General features: G+C 66.9%; 18 protein-coding genes. 6 read left to right on the top strand and 12 right to left on the bottom strand.

Annotation, left to right across the window (positions count from 1 at the left end; genetic code table 11):
* From WB461_RS07965 to WB461_RS07935, 7 genes are all read right to left on the bottom strand, one after another.
* The coding region (locus WB461_RS07965) for a hypothetical protein (protein ID WP_423852197.1) at positions 1–845 on the bottom strand (845 nt) is incomplete at its 3' end.
* Entirely contained in the window at positions 842–2,008 is a 1,167-nt protein-coding gene (locus WB461_RS07960; RefSeq protein ID WP_423852196.1) for a hypothetical protein, read from the bottom strand. The genes WB461_RS07965 and WB461_RS07960, both read right to left, overlap by 4 nt.
* Before the next feature lie 123 nt (positions 2,009–2,131).
* Positions 2,132–3,037, bottom strand: coding sequence for a co-chaperone YbbN (locus WB461_RS07955; protein ID WP_423852195.1), 906 nt, complete (start codon positions 3,035–3,037; stop codon positions 2,132–2,134).
* 45 nt (positions 3,038–3,082) lie between these two features.
* A complete protein-coding gene (locus WB461_RS07950; RefSeq protein ID WP_423852194.1) occupies positions 3,083–3,676 on the bottom strand; it encodes a PH domain-containing protein in 594 nt (197 codons plus the stop codon).
* Between the two features lie 7 nt (positions 3,677–3,683).
* On the bottom strand, positions 3,684–3,842 hold the full coding sequence (locus tag WB461_RS07945; RefSeq protein WP_423852193.1) for a hypothetical protein: 159 nt from the start codon (positions 3,840–3,842) through the stop codon (positions 3,684–3,686).
* A 64-nt stretch (positions 3,843–3,906) separates the two neighbouring features.
* Complete coding sequence (gene meaB, locus WB461_RS07940) at positions 3,907–4,869, bottom strand: methylmalonyl Co-A mutase-associated GTPase MeaB (protein ID WP_423852192.1); 963 nt, start codon at positions 4,867–4,869, stop codon at positions 3,907–3,909.
* A gap of 10 nt (positions 4,870–4,879) precedes the next feature.
* On the bottom strand, positions 4,880–6,070 hold the full coding sequence (locus WB461_RS07935; protein WP_423852191.1) for an acetyl-CoA C-acetyltransferase: 1,191 nt from the start codon (positions 6,068–6,070) through the stop codon (positions 4,880–4,882).
* A gap of 116 nt (positions 6,071–6,186) precedes the next feature.
* On the opposite strand from WB461_RS07935, the gene mce reads away from it, so the two are divergent.
* From mce to WB461_RS07920, 3 genes are all read left to right on the top strand, one after another.
* Positions 6,187–6,633: a methylmalonyl-CoA epimerase gene (gene mce, locus WB461_RS07930; protein ID WP_423852190.1), complete on the top strand. Its 447-nt coding sequence runs from the start codon at positions 6,187–6,189 to the stop codon at positions 6,631–6,633.
* 80 nt (positions 6,634–6,713) lie between these two features.
* Positions 6,714–8,051, top strand: a complete 1,338-nt coding sequence (ccrA, locus tag WB461_RS07925; RefSeq protein ID WP_423852189.1) for a crotonyl-CoA carboxylase/reductase — start codon at positions 6,714–6,716, stop codon at positions 8,049–8,051.
* A 126-nt stretch (positions 8,052–8,177) separates the two neighbouring features.
* Complete coding sequence (locus WB461_RS07920; RefSeq protein WP_423852188.1) at positions 8,178–9,374, top strand: hypothetical protein; 1,197 nt, start codon at positions 8,178–8,180, stop codon at positions 9,372–9,374.
* 9 nt (positions 9,375–9,383) lie between these two features.
* Here the strand turns inward: WB461_RS07920 and WB461_RS07915 are convergent, their stop codons facing one another.
* The 4 genes from WB461_RS07915 to WB461_RS07900 form a co-directional block, all read right to left on the bottom strand.
* Positions 9,384–10,166 carry an alpha/beta hydrolase gene (locus WB461_RS07915; protein ID WP_423852187.1) on the bottom strand — a complete coding sequence of 261 codons (783 nt, stop codon included), beginning with the start codon at positions 10,164–10,166 and terminating at the stop codon, positions 9,384–9,386.
* Between the two features lie 13 nt (positions 10,167–10,179).
* Entirely contained in the window at positions 10,180–10,446 is a 267-nt protein-coding gene (locus tag WB461_RS07910; protein WP_423852186.1) for a hypothetical protein, read from the bottom strand.
* A 33-nt stretch (positions 10,447–10,479) separates the two neighbouring features.
* Positions 10,480–10,824, bottom strand: a complete 345-nt coding sequence (locus WB461_RS07905) for a hypothetical protein (protein ID WP_423852185.1) — start codon at positions 10,822–10,824, stop codon at positions 10,480–10,482.
* 111 nt (positions 10,825–10,935) lie between these two features.
* Positions 10,936–12,129: a 3-hydroxyacyl-CoA dehydrogenase NAD-binding domain-containing protein gene (locus WB461_RS07900; RefSeq protein ID WP_423852184.1), complete on the bottom strand. Its 1,194-nt coding sequence runs from the start codon at positions 12,127–12,129 to the stop codon at positions 10,936–10,938.
* Between the two features lie 83 nt (positions 12,130–12,212).
* On the opposite strand from WB461_RS07900, the gene WB461_RS07895 reads away from it, so the two are divergent.
* Both WB461_RS07895 and nucS read left to right on the top strand, forming a co-directional pair.
* Positions 12,213–12,593, top strand: a complete 381-nt coding sequence (locus WB461_RS07895; protein ID WP_423852183.1) for a hypothetical protein — start codon at positions 12,213–12,215, stop codon at positions 12,591–12,593.
* 3 nt (positions 12,594–12,596) lie between these two features.
* Positions 12,597–13,274, top strand: coding sequence for an endonuclease NucS (gene nucS / locus WB461_RS07890; protein WP_423852182.1), 678 nt, complete (start codon positions 12,597–12,599; stop codon positions 13,272–13,274).
* Positions 13,275–13,296: 22 nt separating this feature from the next.
* On the opposite strand, the gene WB461_RS07885 is transcribed toward nucS, so the two are convergent.
* Complete coding sequence (locus tag WB461_RS07885; protein ID WP_423852181.1) at positions 13,297–13,809, bottom strand: SSI family serine proteinase inhibitor; 513 nt, start codon at positions 13,807–13,809, stop codon at positions 13,297–13,299.
* A 71-nt stretch (positions 13,810–13,880) separates the two neighbouring features.
* On the opposite strand from WB461_RS07885, the gene WB461_RS07880 reads away from it, so the two are divergent.
* On the top strand, positions 13,881–14,611 hold a 731-nt coding region (locus WB461_RS07880; RefSeq protein ID WP_423852180.1), incomplete at its 3' end, for an isocitrate lyase/PEP mutase family protein.

Below are 14,611 nucleotides of genomic sequence, written 5' to 3'. Positions count from 1 at the left end.
GATCGAGAGATGCCGGAGGACAGGAATGCCTGTTGTGGGGTGCCCTCCGGCCAGCTGACCGTCAGGCCTTCCTTGACGGTGTAGGTGTCCAGCCGCAGCAGCGTCACGAAGGCCAGCGCGCCACCGTCGGTGGTGCGCAGCACGTACTTGACGTCGTCCGCGCCCCAGGTCTGGGAGAACGTCACACCGTCGAGACTGCCGTTCGTCTCGGCTGTCGCGCGCATCTGCTTGATGAACGAGTCGTCCGCCACCAGGCCGGCCTGCTTGGAGGACGCATCGGACAGCGACGCGGCGTAGGCCTTGGCGGCGGCACCTGGCGACATCGACATCCCGGCCCCGTCACCCGGCTTGACCGTGAGGGCCTGCCCGCGCCGCTTGCGGACCGCTGGAATCGGCGTGTTGGCCAACGTCTCCGGCGTAGCCACGAGGAGCCATGGGTCGACTGCAGCGGCGCGCTCGAAGATCTGCGCCCGGTTGACCCCGAGCTTGCGGTCCTTGACGACCGCGAAGAACCAGAGGGGGTATCTGCCGAATCGTGGGGTCAGGACGTCAGTGACCTCTACTGAGCCCGTGTCCAGCTTCTGCGTCGTGGCCAGCCGCTGTGAGACCTCGAACGAGCCCGTGTCGATGGCCAGGACAGGTCCGCTCTCGACCGTGGATAGCGGCTTGGCATCCAGCAGCTCGGTCGCGGTGTTGCGAACCTTGCGATAACGCTCGAACACCGACGCCACCTGGTCCTTGCGAGCGGCGATCTTCTCGACCGTCACGTCGCCGCGGTCGTGCGGCACGGCGCAGCTCGACAGAGCGAGGCAGCCAGCAACCACGAGCAGCACGGATCGTCTCACGGCTCGTCCTCCTCGTCGATGACCTCGAACTTGTCGAGGTCCCCTTCCTCGACCTCGTGCTCGACTCCATCCTCATCGACGAAGACGTAGATCACCCGGCCGGATTCGGCCTCGGGCTCGGGGTCCGCCGGCTCGTGGTCCGGTCCGTCGGGAGATTCGGTCGCGATCTCCGCCGCGGTCAGAACCCCGGGGACACGCGGCAGGACGGCAGCCGGACCCACGATGACGTCGCCTTGATCGTCCTCGTCGGCACGCTGGCGGTCGCTCTCATCGCTCTCGTCGGCCCCGTCGCTCTCATCGGCCCCCTCGGCCTTGTCGCTCTCGTCCGCCTCAGGTCCGACGATGTCGTGGCCCGCAGCCTCTTCGGCCGACATCTCGTGCTCGACCCCGTCGTCGTCGACGTACACGTATACGACTTCCTCGACCTGGTCCACGTTCTCATCGACCAGGTCGTACGCGGCGGCCTCCTCGGCCGACATTTCGTGCTCGACCCCGTCGTCGTCGACGTACACGTAGACGACTTCCTCGATCTCATCGACCTCCTGGCCAGGCACCTCGTCCTGCCAGAGCTCATTGCCTCGGCGAAGCAATCGTCCCAACCACACGACCCCCAGACCCAGCAACAGCAGCCCGAGACCCTTGTAGAAGCCACCCTTGATGCCATAGGCGAACGTCACCTGCAATCCCGACAGATTCGTCGAGCCGACTGTCAGGATCGCTGCCGAAACTGTCTCTCCGGACAGCTGTGCGCTGACACTGGCTCCGCCGAGCCCGGCGGACTGGGCGATCCACCAGTCGATGGCTGTCGGCGCACCGGGGAGATTGGGAAGCCCGGCAACTTGGCGCGTCTTGACCTGCCACGGCGTGTGAAAGTCGGTGACCTCGAGCCGCTCGGTCTTGCGAACGTAGTTCTGCACGTCGACGCTGTTGCCGATGCCGACAAACACCGGCTTGCGGACCGGTACCTCCGCGAGAATGTCGACTCGCAAGCCGGCCCAGGTGATGACGGTGGGCGCCGTCACGACCGCGATGCCTTCGGTCTTGACCGCGTGCGGACCGGTCGTGAAGCGGCTGTCGGGTCCGAGCACGACCATGACGGTCAGGCCGAAGAGCGCCACGAGGGCGCCCAGCACGCCGAGCGCCCATCCGAGCCTCGTCCGCATGTCCGTCCTCCCTCTGCGCGTCGCGTCCGACGTCGCCGCGAGCCTACCGGGGGCACGTGCCAGGCTCGGACACGCTGGGCGGGTTCTCGCTTCCGAAATGGTCCCGAACCGCTCGTCCGTCGCTCAGAACAGCGCCGATGCGAGGACGCGCCGCGCCGAGGCCACCCGCGGATCCGCCGCGCCCACGACGGTGAAGAGCTCCAGGAGCCGCTCACGCACGCCTTCACGCTCATCCCCAGCGGTGCGCCGCACCAGTCCGATGAGACGGTCGAAGGCATCGTCCACGTGACCGCCGCTGACGTCGAGATCGGCGACCAGCAGCTGCGCCTCGAGATCGTCGGGACCGTCGGCTGCGGCCTTCCGCGCCGCTTGCAGATCGACGCCCTGCGTCCGAGCCAGCAACTTGACCCCGGCCAGCCGTTCGGCCACTTCGGAGTCGGCGGGATATTGCGCCAGGATCTTCTCGTACTCGAGCACAGCGGTGTCGAAATCGCTCTCGGCGAATGCCGCATCGGCAGCGGCAAAGCGCGGATCATCGACTTCCTCGGGCTCCTCGACGGGTCCAGCGTCGTCAATCGGCTGCGCACGACCGGTCAGCCCGTTCTGGGCCGCCACGTTGACGAGCTCGTCGAAGTAACGACGCACCTCGATCTCGTCGACGGTTCCCTGGAACAGCGGTACTGGTTGTCCCTTGACCAGCCCGACCGTGAGGGGCACCGCCTGTGCTTGCAAGGCCTGCCCGATCGCCGGGTTCGCGTCGATGTCGACCTGCGCCAGGACTATCTGGCCGTCGTACGTCGCCACGATCGACGCGAGCAGCGTGTTGAAGGTCTCGCTCTGCGCCGAGCGGGGCGACCACAGGTTCAGCACGACGACGTACTGCATAGACGCCTCGAGGGCGGCGGTCTGGAAGTTCTGCTCGGTGATGTCGACGACGTACGACCCAGTGCCGCTGGCCGGCTGGGCTGGGCGAGCGGGCGGCTGCTTCAGCGCAGACAGGTCGATGGCTCCGGGGCGCGAGAAGTTCATGGGGCCATTGTAGGAAGCGCCTGGTGACTCACCGATCGGTGCCCGTCAACGGCCATCGAAAAGCTGCTGCGTGACGGCATCGTTCGGGTCCGATCCGTCCTTGTCGGCTCGTCGACCGCGCAGACCTGCCTCCTGCACGACCTTCTGGATCGCGTGATCGATCTTGTCGACGTGGCCGATGTAGCGAATGTTGCGGACGCCCTGCTCCTGCGCCGCCGACTCGAACGTCATGTGCCCGTACTTGAGCCACCGTCCGAGCAGCGGACGCTCTACCGTGACGTCGAGGATGCGGTTGATCGGCACTGTCGCGCGACGGGTCGAGAAGATGCCGGACACCCGGAAGACCCGCATGTCGGTCAGCACGAAGACGTCGCGGTGGTCCCGGAGAGCCAGGAAGGCGGCATGACCGAACAACCCGAACGCCAGCATCATCGGCAGCCAGCCGATCTGGACCGGCCCCACCACCGCCAGCACCACCATGACCACCGCGGCGATCAGTTCGGCAACCGGACGCACGTAGACGATCGGATGATGGGGATACTCGCCCTTGAGGTGCTCCCGTGGGTGCTTCAGGAGATGACTCTCGATGTCGTGATCAGGGAGCAGATCCAGGACCAGGACGAGCAGTGCCCGAATCACCGGAGCCCTAGGCGACGAGCTCGTTGACGAACACGCCGAGCTGCTGGAAGCCGTCGAGAACCGCGCCGAAAGCATTGCTCACGGCGTCGGCGGCGCCAGCAGGAGCCGTCAGCAGGTAGTAAATGGCAAAGCCGACGACGAGCAGCGTGAGGACCTTCTTCAGCACACTTCCATTGTGGCCATCTGAGTCGCGGGTGTGTCGCAGGCGCGCCGACGGGACCGGTTCGTCCTCAGAGGTGCTCGACCAGGGTGTCGGCGGCGACGAAGGGGTCGCTGTCTCCGGCCAGCACCTGCGCGGCCAGGGTGTCGAGCCTGGCATCCCCGGACAGATGAGCGAACCGGGACTGCACCTCGGTCAGTGCCAGGGCCTCGATCTCCCGTCGGAGCCTGGCCAGCCTCCGACGCTGCAGCTCTCCGGAATCCCTGAGGTGCGTCAGATGCCGCGCGATCTCGTCAGCGACCTCAGCCACGCCTTCTCCCCGAGTCGCGACGGTCAGGACGATGGGAGGCTTCCACGCTCCGTCGGGACGATCGGTCATCGAGACGACCGACCGCAGCTCTCGGCGGGTCGCCGCCGCCCCTTCGCGATCGGCCTTGTTGACCACGAAGATGTCGCCGATCTCGAGGATCCCGGCCTTGGCCGCCTGGATCCCGTCCCCCATCCCCGGTGCGAGCAGGACGAGGGTCGTGTCGGCCAGCCCGGCGATCTCGACCTCGGACTGCCCGACCCCGACGGTCTCGACCAGCACGACATCGCAACCGGCTGCGTCCAGCACTCGCAGCGCCTGCGGCGCGGAGGCCGAGAGCCCGCCCAGGTGTCCCCGGCTGGCCATCGACCGGATGTAGACGCCCTCGTCCGTGGCGTGCTCCTGCATGCGCACCCGATCACCCAGCAGCGCTCCGCCCGAGAACGGCGAGGTTGGATCCACCGCCAGCACCCCGACCCGGCGCCCCTCGGAGCGCAGGGCCGAGACCAGGGCCGAGGTCGAGGTCGATTTGCCCACTCCCGGCGAGCCCGTCAGCCCGACGATGTGCGCCGACCCGGTGTGCGGCGCGAGTGCAGCACTGACCTCTCGGGCAGCCGGCGAGCGGTCCTCGACCAACGAGATCAGCCGCGCCACCGCTCGGGCTTCGCCAGCTCGTGCACGTTCCACGAGCTCGTCGACCGGGATGGCGCGGCTGCCTCGGTTCACCTGTCGGTGACTACTTCTTGGGGACGCGGATGATCAGAGCGTCACCCTGGCCGCCGCCACCACACAGTGCCGCAGCGCCGATGCCACCGCCGCGGCGGCCGAGCTCCAGCGCTAGGTGCAGCACGAGACGGGCGCCGCTGGCGCCGATCGGATGGCCAATCGCGATGGCCCCACCGTTGACGTTGACCTTGTCGTCGGAGACACCGAGGGATCGCGTGCTCTCGATACCGACTGCGGCGAACGCCTCGTTCAGCTCGAACAGGTCGATGTCGCTGACCTCGATGCCTTCCTTGGCAGCCGCGTTCGCAATTGCGTTGGCGGGCTGCATCTGCAGGCTCGAGTCGGGTCCGGCCACGGCGCCCGCAGCGCCGATCTCGGCGATCCAGGACAGCCCGAGCTCTTCGGCCTTGGCCTTGCTCATCACCACGACCGCCGCCGCACCGTCGGAGATCTGGCTCGCCGAGCCGGCCGTGATCGTGCCGGACTTGTCGAACGCGGGGCGTAGCTTGCCCAGCGACTCGGCGGTGGTGTCCCCCCGGACGCCCTCGTCGGCAGAGATGACAATCGGGTCACCCTTGCGCTGCGGGATCTCGACCGGCACGATCTCGTCGTCGAAGACCCCGTTCTTCTGCGCGGTGGCAGCGAGCTGGTGCGAGCGAGCGCTGAACTCGTCCTGCTCCTCGCGGGTGAGCTTGGTGCCGTCGTTGTTGATCTGCTCGGTGAGCCCGCCCATTGCCTGATCGGTCAGGGCGTCCCACAAGCCGTCCGCAGCCATGTGGTCGACCAGCTTGGTGTCGCCGTACTTGGTGCCTTCGCGCGACCCGAGCAGCATGTGCGGGGCCTGAGTCATCGACTCCTGGCCACCGGCCACGATGATGTCGTGCTCGCCGGCACGGATCAGCTGATCGGCCAGGGCGATCGCGTTGAGGCCCGACAGACACACCTTGTTGATCGTGATGGAAGGCGTCGAGAGCGGGATGCCGCCCTTGAAGGCGGCCTGACGAGCCGGAACCTGGCCGGCGCCGGCGCCCAGCACCTGGCCCATGATGACGTAGTCGACCTGCTCGCCGGTGACACCGGCCTTCTCGAGCGCTCCCTTGATGGCCAGGCCACCAAGGTCCGATCCGGAGAGGGACTTGAGGCCACCGAGGAGGCGGCCGATCGGGGTGCGAGCACCGGCGACGATCACGGACTGGGTCATTGAACTGCTCCTTCGCAAGACATTTCCTTCACTTTACTCAGAGGTAACGTCTCTGGTCGTCACGTGTGCCGCGGATCACGCCATGTGACGCGCCGCGGTGTCATACCCTCGTCATCATGCCTCACAGTCCGTTTGTCCCCGACCACCTTCTGCTGGCGATCGATCACGTCGGGATCGCGGTGCCAGATCTTGACGACGCCTTGGAGTTCTACGCCTCCACGTTCGGCTTGCACTCGGTGCACGAGGAGGTCAACGAAGAGCAGGGTGTCCGCGAGGCCATGCTGGCGGTGGGCGACTCCGACCAGCGCATCCAGCTGCTTGCCCCGCTGAGCGAGGAGTCAACGATCGCCAAGTTCATCGCCCGGAACGGTCAGGGGATCCAGCAGCTCGCCTACCGCGTCTCCGACATCGACGTGGTCTCCGCGATCCTGCGTGAGCGCGGCGTCCGGTTGCTCTATGACGCACCCAAGCGCGGCACGTCGGACTCGCGGGTCAATTTCGTTCACCCCAAGGATGCCGGCGGCGTCCTGGTCGAGCTCGTCGAGCCAGCCGCGGAACACTGAGGGGCGGATCACACCCCATCTCCGTAGCCGAAGATGTTAACGATTAGTAACATTCCGGGGACACCAACTGGAGGCCCTACGTGCAGCAGATCCTGGATGCCATCCTCGCCGGCGACACCGCCCCCGAGGACTTCGGAACCATCGCCCTTCCCGACTCCTACAAGGGCATCACCGTCCACAAGGACGAGGTGGACATGTTCGAAGGCATGTCCAGCCGCGACAAGGACCCCCGCAAGAGCCTCCACCTCGACGACGTCCCGATCCCTGAGCTCGCGCCCGGCGAGGCACTCGTCGCGGTCATGGCCAGCGCGATCAACTACAACACCGTCTGGACCTCGATCTTCGAGCCCGTCTCGACGTTCAGTTTTCTCGAGCGATACGGCCGTCTGAGCGAGTACACCAAGCGCCACGATCTTCCGTACCACGTGGTGGGCTCAGACCTCGCTGGCGTGGTGCTGCGGGTTGGCCCGGGCGTCAACAAGTGGCAGCCCGGCCGCGAGGTCGTCGCCCACTGCCTCTCGGTCGAGCTCGAGGCGCCCGACGGACACAACGACACGATGATGGATCCCGAGCAGCGGATCTGGGGGTTCGAGACGAACTTCGGTGGTCTCGCGCAGCTTGCGATCGTCAAGGCCAACCAGCTGATGCCCAAGCCCGACCACCTCACGTGGGAGGAGGCCGCCAGCCCCGGCCTGGTCAACTCGACAGCGTATCGCCAGCTGGTCTCCACCAACGGCGCCAACATGAAGCAGGGTGACACCGTCCTGATCTGGGGCGCCTCGGGCGGTCTCGGCTCGTACGCCACCCAGTTCGCCCTCAACGGCGGCGCCACTCCGGTGTGCGTGGTGTCGTCCCCCGAGAAGGCCGACATCGTGCGAAAGATGGGCGCCGAGCACGTCATCGACCGCTCCGCAGAGGGATACCAGTTCTGGAAGGACGAGAACACCCAGGACCCCAAGGAGTGGCAGCGCTTCGGCAAGAAGATTCGCGAGCTCACCGGCGGGGACGATCCCGACATCGTGTTCGAGCACCCGGGCCGCGAGACGTTCGGCGCGAGTGTCTACGTGGCTCGCAAGGGCGGCACCATCGTGACCTGCGCATCGACCTCTGGCTACATGCACCAGTACGACAACCGCTACCTCTGGATGAACCTCAAGCGGATCGTCAGCTCGCACTTCGCGAACTACCGCGAGTCGTGGGAGGCCAACAAGCTCATCGACAAGGGCCTGATCCATCCGACCCTGTCGCGGGTCTACTCCCTGGAGGACACGGGCCAGGCAGCACTCGACGTCCACCACAACCTGCACCAGGGCAAGGTCGGCGTCCTGTGCCTCGCACCGGAGGAAGGCCTCGGCGTCCGCAATGCCGAGAAGCGCGCTCTGCACGTCGACAAGATCAATCGGTTCCGCGGGGTCTGACGACTCACCGAACACCCTGGGAAGGGGCACGTGTCCGGGCTGAACCAGCCCGTCCGGGTGCCCCTTTTTCGGCGGGTATGGTGGATGCAGACCTGACCTCGCCTCTCTCTTCACGAATGAGTTCACATGACTGACCAGTCCGGATTGTCCATCTTCGATGCTGCCGAGAAGTCCGGCGATGCGTCCTTCCCGCTCGCTCGTCGTGGCGGTTACGACAGCGATGCCGTGGACGCCTGGGTGCGCACGCAGTCTGCGGAGTTCCAGCGCGCAGCTGAGAGCCTGAAGACAGCCCAGTCCGAGAACGACAAGCTCCGCGACATGATCGCCAAGCTCAAGGATCGCGTCGAAGCCGTGGAGAAGCCGAGCTACACAGGACTGGGCAATCACGCCGCACAGCTGCTGGGCCTCGCTGAGCAGGAGGCCGAGGACGTGCGCAGCCGGGCCGATCGTGACGCTGGCGAGCTGGTCAAGAAGGCTGAGGAAGAGGCAGCGATCCTGCGAGCAACGGCAGCCCACGAGGCCGAGGAGATGCGCGGCCAGGCGGTGACCGAGCTCGAGAAGAAGCGCAAGCAGCTGCTGGAGGACGCCGAGGCCATGCACGCGGAGGCCCTCGCGCACACCGAGGACCTGCGCGCTCACGCCGAGCGCGAAGCCGCCCAGCTCAAGCTCGCTGCGGAGCAGGACGCCCAGAACATGCGCCTCGGCGCGACCCGCGAGGTCGAGCAGGCCCGCGCGGCCGCCGACCGTGAGGTCACCGAAGCCCGCCGCATCCTTGCGGTCGAGAAGGAGCGGCTGGCCCGCGAGGCCTCCGAGAACCACGCGTCAGCCACCGAGCAGACCGGCAAGCTGGTCTCGGATGCCGAGGCGCGTGCCAAGTCCGCCGACGACCGTGCTCGCGACATCATGGCGCAAGCCACCAGGGCACGAGATGCTGCCACCGCCGACGCGGCCCGCCTGCTGGACAACGCCAAGAGTGAGGCGAGCCAGCTCATCACGAGCGCCCAGGCCCAGGCTCAGCACCTCAACGTCACCGCGACGACTGATGCTGAGCGTCAGACGCGCGTGCTGCGCGCGGAGGTCGAGGACCTGCAGCGCAAGCGCGACGGAATCATGACCCAGATGGGGCAACTGCGGGACATCGTCTCGACATTCGCGCCAACGGGCCAGGAGGCTCCCCCCAAGGACGCTGAAAAGACAGAGCAGGCCGAGCCCGAGGCGGCCGAGTCCGGGTCGGCAGCCACCAAGACCGACGCGGCCGATCACGACGCGAAGCCGGTCAAGGACGCCAAAGGCGACTCGGCAGACTCGACCGAGACCAGCTAGACGCCCGGATCAGCGCGGCTGGTCGTCGAACACCGCGGTCGTCCGGTCGCGGTATGCCGACGTGTCGGCCCGTTCCATCGGCCCGTCCCAGGTCTCGGGCAGAGGCAGCGGCACCGACGGTGCAAGCCTGCGGGTGATCTCGTCCAGCGCACGCTCGGAGTCCCCCACCCACAGGTGCTTGGCGCCGTCGATCGCCACGACCTCCGCCTGCGGGACGGCCGCGAACCGCTGCCGCGCCTCGGCCGGCTGCAGGTAGTCGTCGTGCTCAGGAACCAGCGCCGTGATCGGCTTGCCCGACGCGGCCCAGCTCGCCAGGTGCTCGGCCGATGAGTATCGCAGCGGCGGCGACAACAAGATGGCGCCCTCGACAGTCGGCTCCAGGCCGTACATCAATGTCAGGTCGGTGCCGAAAGACCATCCTACGAGCCAGACGTGGGGCAGCTCGGCGAACTCGGCATGCTCCACCGCAGCGGCGACGTCGAAACGCTCTCCCACTGCATGGTCGAACGTCCCGCCGCTGGTGCCCTGAAGGCTGGACGTGCCTCGGGTGTTGAATCGAAGCACGGCGATCCCGGCGAGCGCCGGAAGCCGGTAGGCCGCCTTGCGAAACAGGTGGCTGTCCATCATCCCGCCATGCGTCGGCAACGGATGCAGACAGATCATGGTGGCCACCGGGTCGCGGTCCGCCGGCAGCGCCAGCTCGCCCACCAAGGAGATGCCGTCGGCGGTGTCCAGGGTGATCGGCTCACGCCGGGCGGGCAGGACGGAGCTTCCTCGGATCCTCTCGGTCATCGACATGTGCCTCTCAGTGCTTCCGGGCCCAGCAGGCCGTGTGCCAGTGCCGGCGTTCGTCGATCGCGGCTGCACTCAGCAGCGCCTTCTCGACCGGCCAGGCGACCAGGTGCGCCGTGCCGGGACGAATCGGCTGCGCGCATCCCGGGCAGCGATATTCCTTGGCCGAGCCCGAGCCGCGGATCGGGCGTATGTTCCACGCGCCGTCGGCCTTGCTGACGACCTGCTCGGTTGGCGCCCGCATCGGTGCTGCACGCTGGGCAACGCGACGACGGGACATGTCCCCAGTCTACGGACCGCACGGCCTGACGCCTCAGACGCAGTAGCGCCGGATCCATCCCTCGCGGGCGGACGAGGCCTCGATGGCCTGGTCGAAGGTCAGGACCGTCACCGCGGCCACGCCATCCCGTTGGAACAGGACAATGTCGGTCAGGGCGGGCTTCTCGGTGCAGGCCAGACCCGCTCGCCGCTGCTGCAGGACCGCCGCGGTCAGCGCCGTGTCGTTGCCCGCGGCATCGAGCACGACGGCCGTCCGGCTGCCGTACTGACTCGCGAACGATGACACTGCAACGAAACCCACCACCATCGAAACCAGCAGCGCAGCAGCAGACAAGCGCACCACTCGGGCACCCGCAACCACGTGCGATCTGCTGATCATCACCGCTCCTGTCCGCGACATCTCTTGGACAGAGCAACGATGTGGACAAGGAGGAGTTACCGACAATCCGGGAAAAAGAACTGTCGACAAATCAGCGTAACTTTTTGCCGCTCAGTACGTGTGGAAGCCCGCGCCGGTCTTGCGACCGAGCTTGCCGTCGGCCACCACCTGCTTCAACATCGGCGCGGGAATCCATCCGGCGTGGCCGAATGTGCTGACCAAAGTCTGCTCGATCGCCAGCGAGACATCGTTGCCGACGACGTCAAGCAGCTCGAACGGGCCCATCGGGAGCTTCGTGCCCTTCATCGCGTCGTCGATCTCCACGAGCGACTCGCCACCGGCCTCGTGCAGCTTGACCGCGTCGTTGAGATACGGGAACAGCAGGGCGTTGACGATGAATCCGGCGCGATCGCCACACGACACGGGGTGCTTGCCGACCGACAGGCACAGCGCGCGAACGGTCTCGGCCACCTCGGGTGAGGTTTCCTCCGCGGAGACGACCTCGACGAGCTTCATGACCGGGGCAGGGTTGAAGAAGTGCATCCCGATGACATCCTGCGGGCGTGACGTCGCCTCGGCGCAGGTCGTGATCGACAGCGAGGACGTCGTCGTGGCCAGGATCGCTCCGGGCTTGGCGATGCGGTCCAGGTCGGCGAACAGTGCGAGCTTGACGTCGATGTCCTCGGCGATCGCCTCGACGATGATGTCGGCACCCGCCAAGGCCTCCCGCTCGGTCGAGCTGCTGAGTCGGGCCAAGACGCTGGACTTGCCCGCCTCGTCGAGCTTGCCGCGCGACACCGCCTTGTCCAGGCTCTTGGTGATGCGTGCGACGACTCCCTGGAGCTTGTCCTCGCTACGGCCGACGTAGACCACGTCGTAGCCGGCTTTGGCAAACACTTCAACGATGCCCGAGGCCATCGTGCCGGTGCCCACGACGCCGACGGTGTGGATCTCGTGGCGCAGCTCGGGCGCGCCTGCCTCGTCGGCGCCGACAGCTTCGGCGAAGTTCGTGCCGTCAGCAGCCATCACGGTCAGGATGCTCACCGGCTGGTGCAGCTCGTCGCCGGTCTCGGCGTACAGCTTCTCGAGTCCGGTCGCGACGGACCGTGCGCCGATGGCGTCGATCAGGGCCAGGGGCCCGATCGGGTAGCCACAGCCGAATCGCATCGACGCGTCGATGTCGTCCCGGGTGGCGTAGCCGCTCTCGTACATGGTGGCTGCGTGATTGAGGTACGGCAGCAGCAACGTGCGAGCGATATCGGCTGCCCGGTCGTTGGCGGCCAGTCTGTCGACGATTTCCTGCATGGCTACTCCTGAGTAATAAGCGGGTCATGTCAGACTAGCGGCACAGTGCCGCCTGCTCTACGGGGAGAACGATGAATCGACGTATGACGATGGTTACAGCCATCATCGGGGTCACTCTGCTGACCGCGAGCGCCTGCAGGGGGAGCGATGACTCCGAGGCCGTCTCGCCAGCCACCGCTAGCACCGGCTCACCGAGCAGCACAGCCACCGAAACGGCCGACCCGCCTGCCGGCGCTGCCGACCTTCGCGGCGACTGGGAGGACCCCAAGGCCGATTGGGTTGTTCACTTCAACGACGACGGCACGTACGCCGAGGACTATCAGGGATTGGAGAACTTCCGCGTCGGCAAATATGCCGTGGACGGAACGACCGTGTCCCTGATCGGCGACGACGGCAACACCGACAAGGGCACTATCAAGGGCGAGACGCTCGTGTTCAACCTCGGCACCCTGACGAGGCTGTAGCCGTTGCGTCTGGTCATCGCGCGCTGCCGAGTCGACTACGCCGGCCGGCTTGCCGCGCACCTTCCGGTTGCCACCCGACTCATCATGGTCAAGTCCGACGGTTCGGTGCTGATCCACTCCGACGGTGGCTCGTACAAGCCACTCAACTGGATGAGCCCGCCCTGCACCCTGCGCGAGGACACCGCGGACGACGGGGTGACCGAATGGACCGTCACGGCCGGCAAGACCGACGACACCCTTCGTATCCGCCTCGAGGAGATCCTGCACGACTCGGCGCACGAGCTGGGGATTGACCCGGGGTTGCAGAAGGACGGCGTCGAGAAGCACCTGCAGGAGCTGCTGGCCGATCACACCATTGCCCTGGGCGATGGCATGAGCCTGGTTCGTCGTGAGTACATGACGGCGATCGGGCCGGTGGACCTGCTCTGCAAGGATGCCGCCAACGGTTCGGTCGCGGTCGAGATCAAGCGTCGCGGCGACATCGACGGCGTCGAGCAGCTCACTCGTTACCTTGAGCTGATGAACCGCGACCCGGCGCTCAGACCGGTCCGCGGCATCTTCGCGGCGCAGGAGATCAAGCCGCAGGCGCGAGTTCTGGCGGCCGACCGCGGCATCGAGTGCGTGGTCGTCAACTACGATGAGCTGCGCGGGATCGACGATCCCAGCCTGCGACTGTTCTAGGCGCCTCGACCGCTGGCTGAGGTCAGAGCATCGGGACGTCGAAGAAGGTCGCGCCGAGCTGCTCCCAGCGGTCGATCTCACAGCCGTTGGTCCGGTTGAACGTCGCCTCTACCGCGGCCCCGTCATACGTGCCCAAGACCGTGGCTACCTGCGGACCGCCATAGACCTGGGTGCACGCCCGATCGGCCGGGACAGGCTCGAAGACGGCGGCGCCGGCGGCGTCGAGGGCCTCGCAGGCCTGCTGGGCCTGTGGGTGGTCTCCCCCTGCCGGGTCGCAGGTCAACGTGAGTCGCGCGGGCGAGATGCCCTCATCCGGCGTCACGACGATCCGCAACGACGTCGCCACGCCAGAGGCGATGCTTTCGGTGGGACCGGTGTCAGCCGATCCGTCAGCACCGCACGCCGACAGCACCCCGGCGACCACCACCGCGACCAAGAATCGTCCGCCAGAACGAGCCGATCGTGGAGATTCCCGGCGAATTTCGGCGCTGCGAGGTGGGCCCTGCTGCGTCTCTCGTCCTCGTACGAGCCTCACGGCGACATCGTAGCGCTGGCCGTCGCAGTCACTCACCGAGCGCGCCGGCGATGACTGGCTAGTCTGACAACATGACCGAACTCGCCGCACGAGCGCACACTCTTCTCGCCCTGCACACCGACCCAGCCCTGCTGAAGGTGGTGAACGTCTGGGACGCCATCAGCGCGCGCGTCGTCTCCGAGGTCGACGGCATTCACGCGCTCGCAACCGCAAGCCACTCGATCGCTGCGGCCTACGGCTACGCCGATGGAGAGAACATTCCCGTCGAGCTCATGATCGAGGCGGTTGGTGGCATCGTCGCGGCGACCGACCTGCCGGTGACCGCGGATCTGGAGGCCGGTTACGGCGACCCGCGCGAGACGACATTGCGGGCGATCGGGGTCGGTGTTGTCGGCGCCAACCTCGAGGACCAGATGAAACCCCTGCCCGAGGCGGTCGCTGCCGTCGAGGCCGTGCTGAGCGCCGCGCAGCAGGAGGGCATCGACTTCGTGCTCAACGCTCGCACCGATGCCTTCTCCCAGGCCGGCGACCGGCCACACGCCGACGTGCTGACCGACACCATCGATCGCGGAAAGGCCTACCTGGCCGCCGGCGCCCCGCTCGTGTTCGTGCCCGGCAAGGTCTCAGAAGACGACATCAAGGCCATGGTGGACGCCTGGGGACCGCAGAAGCTCACCCTCATCGGGGCACCGGGTTGCGTTCCGCTGGACCGCATGCAGGAGCTTGGTGTAGCTCGGGTGTCGTACGGGCCGTTCAGTCAGTCCGTCGCCTTGATGGCGCTGCAGGACCTGACGGCCGACAT

This window comes from Aeromicrobium sp. (assembly GCF_049587115.1).
Taxonomy (GTDB): Bacteria; Actinomycetota; Actinomycetes; order Propionibacteriales; family Nocardioidaceae; genus Aeromicrobium.
Note: the sequence above shows the minus strand (reverse complement) of the source record. Positions and strands in the feature narration are given on the sequence as shown.

Excerpts from the sequence above, each read along its gene's own strand:
- WB461_RS07905 (WP_423852185.1), bottom strand. The coding sequence starts at position 10,824 with ATGATCAGCAGATCGCACGTGGTTGCGGGTGCCCGAGTGGTGCGCTTG.
- WB461_RS07910 (WP_423852186.1), bottom strand. The coding sequence starts at position 10,446 with ATGTCCCGTCGTCGCGTTGCCCAGCGTGCAGCACCGATGCGGGCGCCA.
- WB461_RS07935 (WP_423852191.1), bottom strand. The coding sequence starts at position 6,070 with ATGACCCAGTCCGTGATCGTCGCCGGTGCTCGCACCCCGATCGGCCGC.
- WB461_RS07955 (WP_423852195.1), bottom strand. The coding sequence starts at position 3,037 with ATGAACTTCTCGCGCCCCGGAGCCATCGACCTGTCTGCGCTGAAGCAG.
- mce (WP_423852190.1), top strand. The coding sequence starts at position 6,187 with ATGCCTCACAGTCCGTTTGTCCCCGACCACCTTCTGCTGGCGATCGAT.
- WB461_RS07920 (WP_423852188.1), top strand. The coding sequence starts at position 8,178 with ATGACTGACCAGTCCGGATTGTCCATCTTCGATGCTGCCGAGAAGTCC.
- WB461_RS07895 (WP_423852183.1), top strand. The coding sequence starts at position 12,213 with ATGACGATGGTTACAGCCATCATCGGGGTCACTCTGCTGACCGCGAGC.
- WB461_RS07900 (WP_423852184.1), bottom strand. The coding sequence starts at position 12,129 with ATGCAGGAAATCGTCGACAGACTGGCCGCCAACGACCGGGCAGCCGAT.
- WB461_RS07915 (WP_423852187.1), bottom strand. The coding sequence starts at position 10,166 with ATGACCGAGAGGATCCGAGGAAGCTCCGTCCTGCCCGCCCGGCGTGAG.
- WB461_RS07960 (WP_423852196.1), bottom strand. The coding sequence starts at position 2,008 with ATGCGGACGAGGCTCGGATGGGCGCTCGGCGTGCTGGGCGCCCTCGTG.